The organism is Thioalkalivibrio versutus (assembly GCF_001999325.1).
Classification (GTDB): Bacteria; Pseudomonadota; Gammaproteobacteria; order Ectothiorhodospirales; family Ectothiorhodospiraceae; genus Thioalkalivibrio; species Thioalkalivibrio versutus.
Window position 1 is genome coordinate 21,536 of record NZ_MVAR01000024.1, and the last position, 17,587, is coordinate 39,122.

A 17,587-nucleotide genomic window follows, 5' to 3' on the forward strand; every position below is an offset into this window, starting at 1 on the left:
GACTCCGCATCTCCAGTACCGCATACCTGCACGGGACATTGTTCGCTGTATCGATTTCCGCCCGGCCGCGTTCTACTCGTCCTGTACTACACGGCCGAAAATGCTGCTGCCCTGCGCACCACCTCGATATCGTCCTGCAATGACATGGCGTGCTCGGAACGGGCCAGTGCCATGCGTGAATGCCTCTTGGCGACCGCGATCATCGCCGGGTCATCGGTCTCGGCCAACGCACGAAAAGCCTTCTGCAGTCGGATCGCAACTTCCACGAAACCGGCACCGTCACGAGCCAGAGCCGTAAATGCGTCGTCGAACAAGTCGTCGATCTCCAAGCTCGGCACGAATACCCGGCCATAGGTGATTTCCGCCACCCGGTCCTTCTCCAGCGGTGACACCCAAAGTGTAAACAGTCGGACCATTGACCCGATTACATTGATCGCGGTCCCCGGATCATTGGTGCCAGGCGACAGCGCCTTGTCGGCGATCTCCGACAACGCGACAAGCGCGAACCGCGGGTCATCATCAAACGCACGGTTGGGACAAATCTTGAAGGCGACAGCAAAGGCCTCCGGGTCGAACGACTCGCATCCTTCAATGCGAAGAAGAGGACGGCGCGCGCTGACGAACGTACCCGGCAGAGCCGTCACCAAAACGCGGCAGTTGGCATCTTCGGCGACCGACTGCAACGTCTCCAGATCAATATGCTGGACATAACCAACCGTTGGCGAGAATACCGGGGCCCCAAGGTCCCTGGTCGGATTCATGGGGCCTGCCAAAGCGCCCAGCGTGGGCGCATGACGACGCCGATCGAGTGCATCCGTGGCCGCCTCTTCCACTTTCTCAATGGTGTTGACCACCCGCCCCAGTCGGGCAATTCGGTCGACCCAGCGCACGAAGGTGACGATAACAATCACAAACACAAGAAGGGTCAGCGAAAAAATCGAAAACAGGCCAGCGTGGCCAAATATTTCGTTTTGCACGGATATTAGAGAAACAATACTAAAGATGAAGGCCCCTATAAACGCCGACAATGCGTTCTGGGTAACATCATCGGAAATCACGAGCGGGATGGATCGAGGGGTCGCACTGACACTGGCGGACGCATAAGCGGCGACCATGGCGCCTACTGCAAAGGTTGCAATAACCAGCATGCTGGACGCCATGATGGTCAACAAGGATTCGACAGAGTCCAGCTGGATGCGGGGCAATACCTTGGCAAGCCCCGTGCCGTCAGCGAGCCGGGCAACGAACGTACCGCCCACGGCAAGCACGCTAAGGAACAGTGGCCTGACCCATAAACGATCTTTGAGCCGACTGAAAAAGACGCGCAGCCGGTCGGTCGTCAACCGGCGTAACTGGGGCATGATTTCGCTCTCCGACCGCGAGGGAAACACGGGTTTTCGATGAAACGGCTACGTTGTATCGGGTCTGCGGCGGAGCCCCCACAACCAGGCGAGGCCCCACCCCGCTTTGGCGAGGCACGGTAACGTCTTCGGAAGACCGCGTAGTCGCGAGATCGCCGAAGGTTGGGTTGCATCACTTCGCGGGTGGATCGCTGTCGCGGGAGAAATGACGATGAGCGGTGAGCGCGTCGATGAATGTTGATGCGCCCTCGGTCACGCCGCCAGCGTCCGCCAACAGGATGCCCGGATCTTCTTGCATGGCCGGGCCAATGCCCGCCATTTCCAGAAGCTCGCGGCCAGCCCCCAAGGCCAGGATCGTCTTGCAGTGCCTGAACTGGTCCTTGATGAACTCCATGGTGTGCCCGTTGGCTGCGAGCGCCTGGACCGCATCGCTCCCATCGGGCAGCACCAATGCATCGAACAGGACGGCCGGAGAATTCTCCATGGACTTGTTGGCTTCGATCTTTTCGCCGGAATCGCCGACGAACGTGCCCACTCGTGAACCCACAAAATGCACGATGCCACCCGCGTCCGTCAGCGCGCCATGAAGATCGACGAGCGAGGCATGGTGGACGCCCTCCTCGACCAGTACCGCAATCTGGCGTGTGCGGATTCCGGTTTCGCCGGGCCGCGCCATCAGCGACAACGCTGGCGACTCGGTGATCTCCGGCGGTTCCGGATCGGTGATGGCCTTCGGCATGGCATCCGGCACCTCCATGCCCAAGCCAGTGGCGACCTCTGCGGCCAATTCCCGTGAAACATTCACCAGCGAGGACACCATCCGTTCGCGGATCGCGCGGACGTCGACCTTGCTCAGCTCGAAGCGGAATGCGGCTGCAATGTGCGCCTTCTCGACGTCGGTCTGACTCTCGAAGAACAACGTGGCTTGCGCATAGTGCTCGGCAAACTTCTCCGGCTTGCCACGGACCTTGTCCTCCGCATGGGCATCCGGGAACGACACGAAGCCGGCGGTCCCGGCCTGAAACGGGCAGCCCCCCGCCAGTGAGTTCGGCTCGTAGGCCACGCGCCCACGATGCACCGCCTGGCGGTGCATGCCATCGCGCTGGTTGTTCTGCACTGGAGCAAGCGGCGAATTGATCGGGATCTCGTGGAAATTGGGCCCCCCGAGTCGCGTGATCTGCGTATCCGCATAGGAATGGATCCGACCGGCGAGCAACGGATCATTGGAGAAGTCGATGCCGGGGACGACATGCGCCGTGCAGAACGCGACCTGCTCGGTTTCCGCGAAGAAGTTGTCCGGGTTGCGGTTGAGCACCATGCGCCCCACGGGCGTCAGCGGGACCAGCTCTTCCGGCACGATCTTCGTGGAGTCGAGCACGTCGAAGCTGAAGCCGTCGGCCTGTTCCTCGGTGAAGATCTGCACACCCAGTTCCCATTCCGGGAATTCGCCCGATTCAATGGCCTCCCACAAGTCACGCCGATGAAAATCGGCGTCGGCGCCCGCGATCTTCACGGCTTCGTCCCAGACCAGCGAGTGCGTTCCCTGGAGCGGCGTCCAGTGGAACTTGCAGAACACGGACTCGCCCTGCTCGTTGACCAGGCGAAAGGTGTGCACGCCAAAGCCCTGCATCATCCGGTAGCTGCGCGGTATCGCGCGATCCGACATGGCCCACATCAGCATGTGAGTGGACTCCGGCGACAGCGAGACGAAGTCCCAGAACGTGTCATGCGCGGACCCCGCTTGAGGCATGCCATGATGCGGTTCCGGCTTGAGGGCGTGGACCAGATCGGGAAACTTCATCGCGTCCTGAATAAAGAACACCGGGATGTTGTTACCCACCAGGTCCCAGTTGCCTTCGTCGGTATAGAACTTCACCGCGAAGCCACGGGCGTCGCGCGCAGTGTCCTTCGAACCGCGCTCACCCGCCACCGTGGAAAATCGCGCGAACACCGGCGTGATCTTGCCCTTCTCGGCGAACGGCGCCGCGCGGGTGTACTGGGTCAGCCCGTCGTAGGCTTCGAAATATCCGTGCGCCCCGGAGCCGCGTGCATGGACGATCCGCTCCGGGATACGTTCGTGATCGAAATGGGTGATCTTTTCCCGCAGGATGAAATCTTCGAGTAACGAGGGCCCGCGCAGCCCCGCTTTCAAGGTGTTCTGATTGTCGCCAATCCGAACACCTTGGTTGGTGGTCAACGGTTGATCGCCGGGATCGACCCGGACCCGGTCGAGCGGGGCGACCGTCGCGTTCGTTCCGAGCCGAGCCGGCCCGCCAGTTTTCGACGTACCGGGTTCCTCGGTCATCGTGCTCGCAGTCAACGCACTGGACCCCGGCTCCGTAGTAGGACCGGCCGGCGGCGCCACCGCGTTGTCGTGACCGTGGTCTTGCTCCTTGATGGTGTTGTAGGGCATCGCGGCGACGAAATCGTCGCTGGCTGCGGCTTGCTCCGCAACGATGTCGTTGGTTCTGAGCGCGGCTGGGGCCGATTTACCGCCTTTGCCTGACGCCTGTGATGAACGACCCGTTTTTTTCTTAGCCATGATTCTTCTCCAGGGCGTCGGGGGATGGACGCACCCTGGCATCGATACCACGGGGGACAGGAACGCTCTGTGCGGCAACAAACGCAGTGGCAAGAAATACCCGGAGACGTCGACGGAGGCGCAACTGGATCACTGGTCGAGCAGGTTTTCTCCCTTTTCCGGCATGGGCGCGAGCGCGGCCTGGTTGCGAATGACCTCGCCTTCCGGGCGGGTCTCGGCCTCGGACACGGTCATGGCTGCCCCCGATTCTTCCGCGGGACCGTCGGCAATCGGTTCCACGTATTGACGTTGTTCGGCCTGAATCGTCATGCCGGCCTCCATCAGCGCGCGCTTGGTCAGCCGGATGAGCGCCGAGCGCAACTGCTGGCCATTGGTTTTTCGTGAATCAAACCAGAATGACAGCTTGATGAGCACGGCCGCATTGCGAATCTCCTCGGCGACAACCCATGGCTCGGGGTTCTCCAGCACCGCCGGGTGACCCGCAAGTACGGCCAGGCCAATCGCCTGGGTGTCGGTGATGGAGTCGTTGAGACCAATCATCACGCCGAACTCCATGCGGTCATTGGGGTTGGCCGAGAAGTTGGTGATGTCGCTCTTGTAGATGGTCGCGTTGGGTACCTGCACGTGGTTGCCGTCCAGGGTCATCAGCACCGTGGCCCGAATCGTCATGCTTTGCACGAACCCGCGGGTTCCCCCGACCTCGATCAGATCACCGGTCCGAAAGGGGTTCTGTGCACTCAGAAAGATGCTCGCCAGAAAATTCTCGGTAATGTCGCGAAAGGCGATACCCAGCGCGATGCCGGCAAGCCCCGTACCACCCAGAACGGCCAGCGCGACGTTGGTCAGCCCGGCCACGTGGAACACGCTGTACAAGCCGGCAACGAACACCAGGACACCCCCGCCCCGGGCGACCACGTCCTTCAGCAGATTGTTCCGTTTACTGGTCTTTGTGGTCCAGCGCAGCAACCGCGTGACGAGCACGCCCAGAGACCAGGCCAGCGCGAGGAGCAACAAACTGAAAAGAACGTAAGGCAGGCTTCTCAGCACCGTTCTGCCGAGCTCGTTCAAACCACTGAGCGCCGGGCTCAGGTCCCAGATCGACGGCTCGATCAACTCGAGATGATTGACCACCGCGACCACGTCCTGGGTGCTGCGTGCCAGATCGCCGGCCCACTGGCGGTGCGTCTGGCGGCGGACCTGGCCATACAGGAATGCCACCCCTTCATCGACCGTGACCATCGGCTGCTCGTACCAGCCCGTTGCAACCAGAATCCGCTCCAGCCGGGCCGCGATGGCCTCGTCGGTCGCTTCCGGCACAATGCCGACACTCGCCGGGGCCTCCAGGCGTTCCTCCGACTCCGGTGGCGTCAGGACGAGCGGTGGCTCGGCCGCGATGACCCATCCCGGCAGGGCCATGCCTATAACAGCCAGGACAACGGCAATCCGCATCATCCCGAGACAGTAGCCACCCGACCCGGAACCGTTCCGTGCGGTACCGAACCCAGCCGGTTATTCCCCGGATTTCTCGGGAGCATGCATCAGCGGCTTGAGATAGCGCAGCGTCAAAAACGTCGCGATGCTGATGAGGATCGCAATCTCGAACCGGTGCGCGGCGACTGCCAGGCCGATCGCGCCCGTTGCCCAAAGGCTGGCAGCCGTGGCCGTACCTTCCACGCTACCACCGCTTTTGAGAATCGCTCCGCCACCGATGAATCCAATGCCGGTGATCAGGCCCTGCATGATCCGGGCCTGTGCGTCGGGCGACTCCAGCACCGAGAAGCCGATCAGGGCGTAGCCACAGGCGGCAACGGCGACCAACGGGAACGTCCGCAGTCCAATGGCGCGATCGCGAACTTCCCGGTCCCAGGCACTCGGGATCGCGAGCAGATAGGCCAACACAAGATCGCGCAGGTGACGGAGCATGAGGGACCCATCGAACTCCGGTATCAGCCATTCGAGCATGACGGCGGATTTCTGCGCACAACTTGAAAATCGATCGGCTTGAAGGAGAAATTATTCGACTGCCCGGCGGAACATGCGGACATCGCCACCACGAGGGGCATCTCGGCTCGCAAGCGAACGAAATCCCCGGCTTTGCTGAGCGGAGGAAGAACGCCGAACGCCCCCGTTGTGGCATCGATCGACACATGCATGAACGCATTGAATGCGATGGGAATGCGATCGACACCGATGTCGTAAGGGGCCAGCGCCGCCGCCAGATTGCCCTCGCAGCCCGGACGACCCTCGTGCTCCCCGTATATGATCCTGAAGGTGTCTTTCGAACAAGGTGTCAAAGTGAAGTCATGTCGACCGCAGGTATCCTCCATGATGGTGAACATTGGCCGGCTACGGTTCGAGTAGAGTACGTCGCCCGTCGTCAGCCAAAGTCGTGAGGCATAGTCAAGAGAGCGCCCTGAAGACAGATACTCCCCATGATCCGGATTCCCGAATGCGACCACATCGCTTACCTGCTGGCCTTCGGGATCGATCACCACCAGTTCGTCTCCAGGGCCAAGCTCGACCGCCTGCGCGGAGCAGGGAGATATTCTCACCGTCGGTACGTCCGTGTTCACGGCTTTTCCTTGAAATGGAATGGGCATGTCCAGTTGGCTTCGACTTCACGGCCACTGTACTGCCTGGCCTCACTCACTTCTCCAAAATCCGCCAGATTGGGATTCTGGGATCCTTGCAAGGCGATATCGCGTGCTCGAGTGGCCACTTGCATCTTCTCGAAACGTCCGTCCTTTCTTAGCTTCTCGAACTGGCGGTGGGAATTGAACACCAATACCGGGTTGGTAAACCGTCTGGCGAGGCGCGAAGCGTTCGCGTGAAGCCCAATGGCAAAGAACGGATGCCCCGCTATGCTCAGGCTGAACAGCGGGCTGTCACTATCGCTGTTGACATCGTCGGCGGGAGGATTGCCCGCCAGAATGTCCAGCTTGTGGATTCGCCACAACTGCGCCCACATCAAGGACTCGAAACGAAGCTCGCTCATATCGCCTGGGCCACTGAACAGGGCGACATAAGAGTGCACGATGTCCTCGTTGCAAGCACTGGCCTCGATCAGGGCAACGAATCGAGAAAGATCATCCAGCATCGGTCGATCATTGCCGGAGTCCCCTAGTGCGCCGAACTCATGAGTTTCGATCGAGCCACGGGCCAAAGCGGACTTGGCGCCCACACAGGGATATGTAGCCTCGGCGAGCAACGCCAGAAAGCGCCCGCCCAGGTCCGGAAAGGGCTGGAGGCCCACTTCGTTAGTACCAGGATCTCCAGGGTGTTTCATCCGCTTTTCGACAGGTCACCAATGGCCAACGGCGATCGGTGCTGGCCGGTAACCTCAGTGGTTCTTCCGCTTTCCAAGCGTACTGTCCAGGGAACGCCTCATCTTGCGTGCGGCACCGTCGACCGCCTGCCCCACGGTCGCGGCTTCATCGGTCACGGCTACGGGCTGGAGACCTTCGACCCTGACTTCCAGCAGACAGCGTATGTCGGCGTTGCCGGATTTCTTGTCACTGTTCTCGTCGCTGAGGTGAACCTCCACGCGCGTCACCTGATCCGCAAAGCGCTCCAGGACGTTTCTGATGGTGGCTTCGGTCTGCTCCGGCTGTGCACCGGACTGGTCGATGTTGTCATCCGTGTTGATCTGAATCTGCATGTCACTTGCCTCAGTAGCGGTAGATTGCGGCGATTCCCGTACCGGTCGGCATCCGTTCCTTCGGCACCACGACCACCTCGCCGCCCATCTTGAGCACCAGGGCGCCCAGGTCATCGAGCACGTCGTCCGTTTCGGGGTGGGAGAGATCGTCGAACTCAAGCTCGCCGGTCGTCGCATCGACCCGACCGGGGATTTCCCGGCGCGCTTCGATCAGCAGGGTCGCCACGCGCCCGCCCACGGCGGCCCGGGCCACCTCGGCCAGGTCGTCGGAGCCGAGGCCCTTCGGCTGGTTACTGCCGAAGGCATCCACCAGCCCGGCCAGGCGCTCGAGGTAGCGAGGTTCGATGGTTTGCCAGACCCGCTCGCGAAAGTCGTCGCTCGACGCAAGCGCATCCGGATGCACGTCCAGGCTCTCGGAAATCAGGAAAGGGTTGTGGCTGAGCGCGTGAAACATGTGGTGGTGCTCCGGCAGGGCGGCGAGTAGCAGCGGCAGGCCGGAGGGCTTGGAATGGTGTTCAAGGACCGCGCGATCGACTGCGCGGAAGAATCGCTCCGCGTCATCGTCCAGTTCGGCTTTTCGGCCCCCATGGCCATGGTGCATGGGGGCCTGGCCGCCGCCGCTGCCGCCATAGGCCGACACCGTCTGGCGGGAATCGGTGAGTTCGTCACCGAGCGCCTCGGTGATCGTCTGCGGCACGCCATCGGCAGGCGTGATCTCGTCCAGGGCATCACGGTTGCCCTCGAACACCTTCATCTCGTGCCGGCTCAAGGCGAGCACCTGATAGCGATCCGCCGATTGCAGGATGCGCAGCAAGGGCTTGGTGTGGAAGCTGTCCGCCACAACCGCCAATTCGGGGACCGGGCGCTGGAGCTTGTAGACCCGAAACCGATTCCTGTCGCGCAACACGGCCAGGCCGTCGAAGGTGCAGTTCCAGAACTCGCGATCGTCCGCGAGGGCCAGCAAGGGTTCGAGCAAGGGCTGGATCTCGTCGCTCGCAAACTTTTGTCGCAGCGAGTCCTCCAGCGCTTTCACCAGATTCTTGAAGCGTATTGGATCCTGCTCATTGTCCGGGTGGTCCCGATGAGTCGGTTGATAAAGCGAAAGGCACGGCGGGTCACAGTCATCCCAGAGGCCCGCCGCGGCGTCCTGGTCGACACGGTTCACTGACATTCCGGATCTCTCCAACAAGGCACACCATCCGTATAGCACGCCGGCACGTCCATTTATGTGCGGCGTCGCGCTTAGCTCCGCACGGCCGATGGCACAAGCGCACCCCGATTCCAGCTCATGCCGACATGGCTGCCCCGGGCTTCTGTTCGCGGGTCCAGATGATCAGAGTGGTGCGCCACTCGGTGTGGCAACGCACCGACACAACGGTCCCGCCCGGTGACTCTACGGAGCACATCCGCCCGAACTGATTCGTCAGGAATTGCCGAGGGGCCTCTACACGCCAATCGGTCACCACTTGGAGGTGACAGCATGGGGGAGACGAACCGCGGCAGGCCACGGCCCCGCTGGGCCACCCTCCGCCTAGGCGAGATCACGGTGGCGATGGGCATGGCGATGGCGGCCGGTCTGGGCGTGGGCCTGGCGGCGTTGGCCGTGGACACCGTATGGCTGTGGCCTCCACCCGTCGAGCTCGGCACTGTGGGTAGCGCACGGGTCCTGCTGGGGTCAGTGACCGGGGGCCTGATTACGGTCGCGGTGTTCGGCCTCTGGATGCGCACCGTCGTGGTTGGCCTGATGGCCGCGCACTTCTCGCCCCGGACGCTGCTGACCTTTCTGGACGACCGCTTCCAGCGGAATCTGCTCGCATTCATGTCGGCAGGCGTCGTGGCCGTGCTGGTCATCCTGGTAAGGATGCCCTCCGACGAACAGGCGGCCGCGCCCATTGTGAGTACGGTGCTGGCGGTGATCATCGCACTGGCCGCGATGGCGGGCGTACTGCTGGCGATCCAGCACGCCACGCGCAGTCTGTCGTTGTCGGAGCTGGTCAGCCATCTCGCCGATAACGCCCTCAAGGTACTCGATCGCCACCCCGGGGCACGGCTCGAGATCACCGGGGTGCCGCCACCCACGTCCGCAGCGCAGACGGTCCTGGCCCCGGGCACCGGCTGGGTTACCGCCATCGACATCGACCGGATGCGCAAGGCGCTGCCGGCCGGCGGGGTCGTACATCTCCGTTGCCGCGTTGGCGAGTTTGTCACCCCCCGCTGCACGGTCGCGCTCGTCTCCCCCGCCGATGCCAACCTCGACAGCGTGGCCGAAGCGATCAGCCTTGCCCGCACCCGCAGCGCTGACCTGGACCTCGCGTTCGCCGTGAGCCAGCTGGTCGACGTCGGGACGTTCGCGTTGCAGGCACACGCGGACACCGCGACCGCCCACGAGGTGCTGGTCCACCTGGAAGCCGTCCTCGTGGAGATCGTCGAGCGTGGGCTGCCGCGGCTGCACGACAAGGACCAGGACGGCCGTTGTATCTACGACGAGTTCGGCTGGGACCCTGCCGACCTCGTGCAGTTATGCGCGGAACGACTGCGGGAGCCCGCCGCCCGCGACCCGGAAACGGCCCGGCACCTGATGCACATGCTCGATCGGGTCCGCGAGGCCGCCGAGGAACGCGAGGCGTTCGCGGTCCTCTCGGAGGTCCGACGCCAGGTGGAGATGGTGCTGGCTCTGGCAGACGCCAACGGAATGCTGGCTCGCGACCGTCAGCGACTTGAGCGGGAGGCCGAGGCTTTTGTCGAAGGTCACTGACGGGGCTCGGAGCGACGTCTTGTGGGACAGCACATCATGCAATCGACACCCCCGCAAGCGACCCCGAAGAACGCCATGACCGGGCCGCAGCGCTGCTGGCGCACCCCCCCCTGCGGCGAAGCCCACGACGTCGGCGTCAGGGATACGCTGATTAACAGGCGAGCGCGGGACATCATGCAAAATAAAACTCATCAGAACCCGCGGCGGCATGATAACAAGTGCAAACCAGTTCAGACTTCTTGGGAAGTTATCTCGTATTCCTGACATGGCTCCAAAAACACCAATATCCCAACCCACACGAACGGCCCTGCCAAGCCCTTCTGTTATTATTACCAACCCAATCCATGAATACCCCTATGCGCCTCGCTGAATTTATCAGGAAAGAAATGGAGCCGATTCTTCAGGACTGGGAAGAATTTGCCGGAACCCTTCTTCATGCCAGCAAGATGGGGACGAGCGGACTGCGTGACCACGCCAGGGACATGCTGCTGACCATTGCCGACGACCTCGAGTCCCACCAGAGCGAGTTGCAACAGGCCGACAAATCGAAAGGCTGCGAACCGAAGACGGGGGACGAGTCCTGGGCAGAAATCCACGGCGGTGATCGACAGACCAGCGGCTTCAGCGTCATTGAGACCGTTTCCGAATTTCGCGCCCTGCGCGCGAGCGTGGTCTCACACTGGACGAAAGATTACCCAACGATCGCTGGCCAACAGCTTGAGGATCTCACCCGGTTTCATGAAGCGATAGACCAGGCCGTCGCCGAATCGCTGGAACAATATGCGACCGTCAAGGAGATGGAAACCCGACTGTTCGGGGCCATTCTGGTCGCGTCGCCAGATCCGATTCATGTGCTGGACCCCGAGGGGCGATTTGTTTACGCAAACAAGGCCACCGCCGATCTTTTCGCTCTCGCGCCCGAGGCGATCATCGGAAAGTCCGGCTTTGACCTCGGCTTCCCGTTCGCCCCGGCCTTCCAGCACAGCATCGACAAAGTCGTTGCCGACCAGTGCACGCAACGAGGAAAATTCGTCCACATGTTTCCCTCTGGTCAGGGTGATCGATTCGAGTATGTGCTTGCGCCCGTACTCGACGAGCATCGCAACACCGAAGCAATTGTCTGCACCTCTCGGGATATTACAAAACAAGCCGTCGCCGAGGAAAAAATATGGCATAACGCCAATCATGACCTGTTGACTGGGCTTCCGAATCGACGTCTTTTTCTTGATCGCCTGGAACAGGGCGTCAACCATGCGAAACGCAGCGGCCAGTCCCTTGCGGTCCTCTTCATGGACCTTGATGGCTTCAAGGAGATCAACGACTCGTTTGGACATGAAGCGGGTGACCGCTTACTTTCGGAGGTCGCCGAGCGACTCACGCATTGCATCCGGGAGGAGGATACGGTTAGCCGCCTGGGCGGCGACGAATTTACCGTCCTGGTGACGGGCGTCAAACAGCTCAAGGATGTCGAGCGTGTGGCCAGAACCATTACTCGGGAACTCGCCAGGGCCATCGACATCGGGCAAACCTCTGTCCACATCTCCGCGAGCATTGGCATCTCGTTCTACCCCAAGGACGCGACCTCTCCGGTCTCTCTGCTGGAAGCGGCCGACAAGGCCATGTATCAAGCCAAAAAGAGCGGTTCGCGCTGGATGTCTGCCTAGGTAAACACTGCTCACGAACGTCACTCGCTTCCAGCGACCGGGCGGATGGCATCCGCACCTTCGGGATGAACCATCCCCTCCCCGGCACGCTACGTGCGGTTTCGCACGGACGCGCGTCTACAAGCGTCGCATCATCCCACTTGCGCCGTTGGCATGGTTGGTGAGCTGACCACTTGCGCTCGGTCACCCCGCGCGTCGTGGACCGACCATGAAAGTGCCCCCCTGGCGTTTTTGGCGCCAGCCAGGGAGCCACTTCGCAATGCCTGGCCGCTACACCCGATTGGAGTACCTCCGCGATGTCACTGGCTGGGAGCCGACGATCGATGTTCTGGGTTATTGGCATCACCGCGCTCGCCACCACCCTGACGCTGGTCCTGTTGCAAAACTTCTCCACATCCGGGGAGGTGGTCGATCGCAAGATCGAACATCGCTACGCGGTCTCCGACCCGCAGTTTCGGCGCGAGATGTCCGTGATGCTGGGCCCCGCCATCGTGCGCGGCAATCAAGTGACCGCGTTGCAAAACGGCAACGAGATTTTCCCGGCAATGTTGCTGGCGATTCGCTCGGCACAAACCTCCATCACCTTCGAGACATTCATCTACTGGTCAGGCGAGATTGGAGCAGAGTTCTCGCAAGCCCTTTCCGAGCGTGCGCGCGCGGGCGTGCAGGTGAGCGTCATCATCGACTGGGTCGGTAGCGCCAAGATGGATCAGTCGCTGCTGGATTCCATGCAGGCCGCCGGGGTGCAGCTGCATCGCTATCGGCCTTTGCGCTGGTACAACCTCGGACGCATGAACAACCGCACCCATCGCAAGCTTCTGGTGGTCGACGGTCGCATTGGCTTTACCGGAGGGGTGGGCATCGCGGACCAATGGACCGGCGACGGAGGGGACCCCGAGCAATGGCGTGATACGCACTTTCGGGTCGAAGGGCCCGTAGTGGCGCAGTTGCAGGCAGCCTTCAACGATAACTGGATCAAAAGCACCGGCGAGGTGCGAAACGGCCCGAGCTACTTTCCGGCCCTGCAGGAGGAGGGCGAGATCGACGCGCACGTGTTTATCGCTTCGCCCTCCGGCGGCAGCGAGAGCATGCATCTAATGTACCTGCTTGCCATCGCAGCGGCCGAGGCGACAATCGACCTGGCCGCGTCGTATTTTGTGCCCGACAAGCTGTTGCTCGACGCCTTGGTGGCTGCGCGCGGTCGCGACGTCCGCGTCCGTATCCTGTTACCCGGACCACACATCGACGCGCTTACCGTCAAAATCGCCTCCAAGGCCGAATGGGGCGAGCTGCTGCGCGCGGGGGTCGAGATCCACGTCTATCAGCCCACCATGCTGCATACCAAGCTCCTGGTCATCGATACCGAGTTTGTCTCGGTCGGATCGACCAATTTCGACATGCGATCGCTTCGGCTCAATGACGAAGCAAGTCTGAACATCTACAACGGCGCATTCGCCAGGCAGATGACGGACGTCTTCGAGACAGACCTGCTGGCCGCAGAGCCGTATTCCCTTGGGCGCTGGAATAACCGCCCGCTGCGGGAAAAGCTCTCCGAGAAGCTCCTGCTACCGATCAAGTCCCAGCTCTGATCCGGCGATGCCTCCACGCGGCGTGCAGGCATCGCCATCGGAACCCGCCTCGCTCGTGCGGAAGCCCTCGCAGGCCCCCTGCGCGCCACGCCCCTCCCACCGCTCATGATCCCACTGCGCCTCCAGCATCCCTGCACGCGGGCTCTTGATCCCGAGGCCTTCCAGGGCTTCTGTATATGTTGGGCAGCGCACAGACCCACCCCCGGGCTTGCCCTAGTTTGGAAGCTTCAAGCTGCCTCTACTGACCGCGTGGAAGAGGCCGACAACGAGCGCTACCACTGCCTGGAGATTATCTGATGAACAAGGATCAAACCAAAGGTCATGGGAAAGAAGCCAAAGGGAAGCTAAAAGAAGTTGCTGGCAAGGCTACCGGCGACAAGAGCACCGAGGTCAAGGGTAAGGCCGAAAAGCATGCCGGCAAGGCTCAAGCCAAGTACGGGGACCTAAAGAGCGACGCCAAGAAGAAAACCGAATGATCGGCTCTGCACCCGGCGCGGAAAGTGGCCAAGAAGCCTCCAACGACACACATGTCGGACCCACGCTAGTGAGCGCCAGCACCATTACCGGTGACGAGGTCTGCAACCTTCGGGAAGAGAAGCTCGGCAAGATCCTGGACGTGATGCTTGACATCAGCGAGGGCGAAATACGGTACGCGGTCCTGGCCTCAGGCGGTTTTCTAGGCATGGGTGACCGTTTATTCGCGATCCCGTGGAAGGCCTTGAAGCACGACAAGGAGCACAAGCGATTTTTGCTTGACGCCGATCCCGAGTGGTTGAAGAACGCACCAGGGTTTCCCAAGGATGAATGGCCCAACATGGCCGACGCCACCTGGCATTCAACTGTGGATTCCTACTACGCCAGGGATCACGCTGCAGGGTGATCGCGCGAGGTACCGGTGGAACCTTGTGGCCGGCTTAACCGTGTAGGCGGCCCCATGCATGGTGGACACTCTTAACGGTCGCGGTTTCCAGCACCGCGACTTTTCCCGAACGCCATCATTGAATAACGGATTAACGACCCCTCATCCATTAGGACGATTAACCATGGCGACTAATGAAACTCTGGCACTGAACAAGATCCTCGCAGTTGTTCTGCTTGTTGTGGGCCTGATCCTGCTGTTCTTTGCGTATCGCTCCTCCCAAAGTCTCGGCGACCAGGTGACCGAGGCCGTTACCGGCCGTTTCACGGACTCCACGATTTGGTTTCTGGTCTTGGGCGCGGCTTCCGCAGCGGCCGGTGTCGGGTTGTTCTTCTTCGGCAAATCGTCAAGGACCTGAGCCAGGCCCCCCACAATGCCCCACGACACGGAGGAATCCCTCGATGAAGGGGGCGGGAGGGCTGCTCAGGACCGCGCCGGGTTACGCCCGCATAAACGACTGTTCAACGCCGCCGAGCTTCGCTTGTTCCGCTATACGGCGGTCTTGCTGTCCCTGGTGGCGTTGACCGCGCTGATCGCGATTGTTGCGTGGTCTCTAGGCTGGATACTGAGCACGTTCTACAACCTCCTCCTGTCGCTCTCGATCGCAGGCATCCTGGCGCTGGTGCTTCATCCAGTAGTGAATTTTCTCGAGACCCGGCTTCGCTTGCCCAGATGGCTGGCCATCATGCTGCTGATGGCGATCTTCTTTCTTGGGGTCGGCGCCCTGTTGTTCTTTCTTGTCCCCACCCTGACCGCCCAGATCGTTCAGCTGGTAACCGCCTTGCCCGAGACCCTGGCGCGCTGGGAGGATCATTTTTCGTTTTACTTTCCGGAAATTAGCGCCATGATTTCGGAACGCCTGGAAGCCGGCAATGGGGGGGAGTCCGAGTCTTCTCTGGAAGTCACCGGAGAGACCGTTATGTCCTATTTGGGGATATTGGCGGGTATCAGCTTCGTTCCGCTGTTTCTCTTCTTCGCGCTGCTCTCGGGTGACTCGCTGCGGGGAAAGGCATCGGAACTGTTATCCATATTCCAAGGGCGCACTCAGCAGAAAATACTCTATTTCATGGATGTTTTCGTGGGATACATCACCGCCTTCTTCCAGGGCCAACTGATGATCGCCATGATCATGGGGGCCCTGTATGCGCTCAGCTTCACGCTGATCGGCCTGCAATACGGCGTGCTTGCCGGGCTCGTGCTGGGACTGCTGAATATCGTCCCCTTCCTGGGAACCCTGATCGGACTGTTGGTGATTCTGCCCCTGGCCTACCTTCAGCCGGATGGCGGCATTGAGCTATTGATGCTGACCGTACTCGCGTTCGCAGTGATACAACTGATCGAAAGCTGGTTGCTGACGCCGAAGATCATGTCCAACCGCTCTGGCCTGCACCCCGCACTTGTCATCATTTCCCTGTTCTTCTGGGGCACCGCCCTGAACGGGATTATCGGGATGGTACTCGCGATTCCTTTGACGGCGTTCTTTGTGGCCATCTGGGGTGAAATCAAGTCCAGCCTGAAACACGCGCTGAGTAGCCGGGAGGACGCACGACCATGAAGGAAACAGATCCCAGTCAGGACGAGGATGGCGGTCACGACCGCAGCCAGGACATCACGCAAATCCTGAAGACCCTGGCGGCGGACATCGCTCGCCTTCTTGCGGTAGAGGCGCGGCTGTTCGGACACACGGTGCTGATGATGATCGGGCTCACCGTGATGATTGCGCTTCTGTTGGTGGGCGGCTGGCTGTTTGCCGGGGCGAGTCTGGTGGTCGCCCTGGCCAGCCTGCAGGCCTTCAGCCTGACGGGCGCGCTGCTGACGGTAACGCTGGCACATCTGGTGCTGGCGGCGCTGGCCTTCTGGCGACTCCGGCACATCACCCGCGACCTCACGTTCCGTGAAAGCCGGGCGAGCGTTAACAGCTTGCTCGTCCAGGCGAGATCGCTCGTTGACGCTGCAGAGCAGCAACCCCCGGAAGCAGAACCGCAGCGCCCCGAGAAATAGGTCGCGGTCAGCGAAGCGGCGAGCCGATCAGACTGGAGGCAATCCGCCAGGCTTTCATCTGGCCTGCCAGGATTCCATAGGCATATTTGATGCCGGGCATATCCAGGCGACCGGCCAACAGGCCACACCCAAAGGCAATAGCCAGCACAGCAGGCCGGCGGGCCAGGGCCCGTGCCCGGTGCAGCAAGCGGTCGATCCGCCAGCGAACAAGGCCGGCACCGTGATCAATTCGGCCGCGCAAGTGCGCGGCCTCCTGCCTTAACTGGTGGCCACGGAACACGATCAACGGCGCCGTAAAGCAGCCACCAAGGTCCCCGCCGCGAATGCGAGACCCAGGGAAAGCAAAGGATTTTCCCGCACGAAGCCACTAACCGATTGCAGGGCCTCTTCGGATTGCTCCTTGACCTTCGCCCCGGCCTCCTTGGCTTTCTCCTCCGCGCTCGCCGCCCCATGGCGGATCCGTTCTTCGGCCTTGCCGGCGCCCCTGGCGGCCTGGTCTACAGTCTCGTGAGCGCGCTCCGAGATGCGATCGGTGGTGGCGTGTTCGCTACTGCCTGGTGTATTCATGGCTATTTCCCGTTGCTGTGGTGGGATAAAGGTGGATGCCGATCAGCATCCACCGACAAGCAACGGAAAGTTTCTCGGAAATAGCTCCACCCGTCTGCGCGGTAGCGAACAAAGGCACAAAAGCTACCACCCTCACGGACCGGCACACTCAGCCGCCTAGGGAGACGCTAATTGAATCGCACGTTCGCGCTCGAGTCGCTTTGGCGTGCGAACAAGGCGCGGTGACCGCCGTGCAGTCATTCTGCACAAGGGCGGCGCAGCGCCCTGCGCGCGCCCGCTTCTGATAAACAAGGGGCGGCCGAGCCCACTCTTTCAATCACTTGTCGGGTTGGTGCCCCCCGTTTCAATGAGAATGGCCGGATCCTGCGTTGCGCCCCGAAGAAATCCAAAACGGGCGGGTAGAACCACTAACCGCTGCACGACGCGCCTGGTCTCGGAAAACCTGGGGTACCAACGCAAGCGTGTACCTTAATCAGTGTTTCCCTAGCCATGTGGGCATCGGAATATAGACTTTGAGGACACGCCTACGAG

At 61.4% G+C, this 17,587-nt stretch carries 18 protein-coding genes; 8 read left to right on the forward strand and 10 right to left on the reverse strand.

The window, feature by feature from the left end; all coding sequences use genetic code 11:
- Positions 1-86: 86 nt before the first annotated feature.
- The 8 genes from B0684_RS09400 to B0684_RS09435 form a co-directional block, all read right to left on the reverse strand.
- Entirely contained in the window at positions 87-1,361 is a 1,275-nt protein-coding gene (locus B0684_RS09400) for a DUF2254 domain-containing protein (protein WP_026313085.1), read from the reverse strand.
- 172 nt (positions 1,362-1,533) lie between these two features.
- Positions 1,534-3,903, reverse strand: a complete 2,370-nt coding sequence (locus B0684_RS09405; RefSeq protein ID WP_233123425.1) for a catalase — start codon at positions 3,901-3,903, stop codon at positions 1,534-1,536.
- A gap of 129 nt (positions 3,904-4,032) precedes the next feature.
- Positions 4,033-5,319 carry a mechanosensitive ion channel family protein gene (locus tag B0684_RS09410; protein WP_018650419.1) on the reverse strand — a complete coding sequence of 429 codons (1,287 nt, stop codon included), beginning with the start codon at positions 5,317-5,319 and terminating at the stop codon, positions 4,033-4,035.
- 93 nt (positions 5,320-5,412) lie between these two features.
- Complete coding sequence (locus tag B0684_RS09415) at positions 5,413-5,865, reverse strand: MgtC/SapB family protein (protein WP_018167956.1); 453 nt, start codon at positions 5,863-5,865, stop codon at positions 5,413-5,415.
- Positions 5,850-6,476 (reverse strand): DUF1989 domain-containing protein, encoded by a 627-nt coding sequence (locus B0684_RS09420; protein WP_018650420.1) that lies wholly within the window; start codon positions 6,474-6,476, stop codon positions 5,850-5,852. The genes B0684_RS09415 and B0684_RS09420 overlap by 16 nt, the downstream gene beginning before the upstream one ends.
- Positions 6,473-7,189 (reverse strand): guanitoxin biosynthesis heme-dependent pre-guanitoxin N-hydroxylase GntA, encoded by a 717-nt coding sequence (gntA, locus tag B0684_RS09425; protein ID WP_231362621.1) that lies wholly within the window; start codon positions 7,187-7,189, stop codon positions 6,473-6,475. The genes B0684_RS09420 and gntA overlap by 4 nt, the downstream gene beginning before the upstream one ends.
- Before the next feature lie 54 nt (positions 7,190-7,243).
- The gene (locus tag B0684_RS09430; RefSeq protein WP_018167959.1) at positions 7,244-7,561 is read right to left on the reverse strand and encodes an HPF/RaiA family ribosome-associated protein; all 318 of its coding nucleotides are present in this window, start codon (positions 7,559-7,561) and stop codon (positions 7,244-7,246) included.
- Between the two features lie 10 nt (positions 7,562-7,571).
- Complete coding sequence (locus B0684_RS09435) at positions 7,572-8,726, reverse strand: baeRF3 domain-containing protein (RefSeq protein WP_018167960.1); 1,155 nt, start codon at positions 8,724-8,726, stop codon at positions 7,572-7,574.
- A gap of 315 nt (positions 8,727-9,041) precedes the next feature.
- Here B0684_RS09435 and B0684_RS09440 point away from each other — a divergent pair, with 315 nt between their 5' ends.
- The 8 genes from B0684_RS09440 (at position 9,042) to B0684_RS09475 (ending at position 16,489) form a co-directional block, all read left to right on the forward strand.
- A complete protein-coding gene (locus B0684_RS09440; RefSeq protein WP_018167961.1) occupies positions 9,042-10,316 on the forward strand; it encodes a DUF2254 family protein in 1,275 nt (424 codons plus the stop codon).
- A 356-nt stretch (positions 10,317-10,672) separates the two neighbouring features.
- The gene (locus B0684_RS09445; RefSeq protein ID WP_018650421.1) at positions 10,673-11,980 is read left to right on the forward strand and encodes a GGDEF domain-containing protein; all 1,308 of its coding nucleotides are present in this window, start codon (positions 10,673-10,675) and stop codon (positions 11,978-11,980) included.
- A gap of 323 nt (positions 11,981-12,303) precedes the next feature.
- The gene (locus B0684_RS09450) at positions 12,304-13,569 is read left to right on the forward strand and encodes a phospholipase D-like domain-containing protein (RefSeq protein WP_018650422.1); all 1,266 of its coding nucleotides are present in this window, start codon (positions 12,304-12,306) and stop codon (positions 13,567-13,569) included.
- A gap of 296 nt (positions 13,570-13,865) precedes the next feature.
- A complete protein-coding gene (locus B0684_RS09455; RefSeq protein ID WP_018146287.1) occupies positions 13,866-14,045 on the forward strand; it encodes a CsbD family protein in 180 nt (59 codons plus the stop codon).
- Entirely contained in the window at positions 14,042-14,449 is a 408-nt protein-coding gene (locus B0684_RS09460; RefSeq protein ID WP_018167964.1) for a PRC-barrel domain-containing protein, read from the forward strand. Before B0684_RS09455 ends, B0684_RS09460 begins: the two co-directional genes overlap by 4 nt.
- A gap of 163 nt (positions 14,450-14,612) precedes the next feature.
- Entirely contained in the window at positions 14,613-14,846 is a 234-nt protein-coding gene (locus B0684_RS09465) for a DUF3185 family protein (protein ID WP_018167965.1), read from the forward strand.
- 15 nt (positions 14,847-14,861) lie between these two features.
- Positions 14,862-16,043, forward strand: coding sequence for an AI-2E family transporter (locus B0684_RS09470; protein WP_018176498.1), 1,182 nt, complete (start codon positions 14,862-14,864; stop codon positions 16,041-16,043).
- Positions 16,040-16,489, forward strand: a complete 450-nt coding sequence (locus B0684_RS09475) for a hypothetical protein (RefSeq protein WP_018167967.1) — start codon at positions 16,040-16,042, stop codon at positions 16,487-16,489. Before B0684_RS09470 ends, B0684_RS09475 begins: the two co-directional genes overlap by 4 nt.
- Before the next feature lie 7 nt (positions 16,490-16,496).
- Here the strand turns inward: B0684_RS09475 and B0684_RS09480 are convergent, their stop codons facing one another.
- Both B0684_RS09480 and B0684_RS09485 read right to left on the reverse strand, forming a co-directional pair.
- A complete protein-coding gene (locus tag B0684_RS09480) occupies positions 16,497-16,730 on the reverse strand; it encodes a hypothetical protein (protein WP_018650423.1) in 234 nt (77 codons plus the stop codon).
- 41 nt (positions 16,731-16,771) lie between these two features.
- Positions 16,772-17,056, reverse strand: a complete 285-nt coding sequence (locus tag B0684_RS09485) for an ElaB/YgaM/YqjD family protein (protein WP_018650424.1) — start codon at positions 17,054-17,056, stop codon at positions 16,772-16,774.
- Between the last annotated feature and the right edge of the window lie 531 nt (positions 17,057-17,587).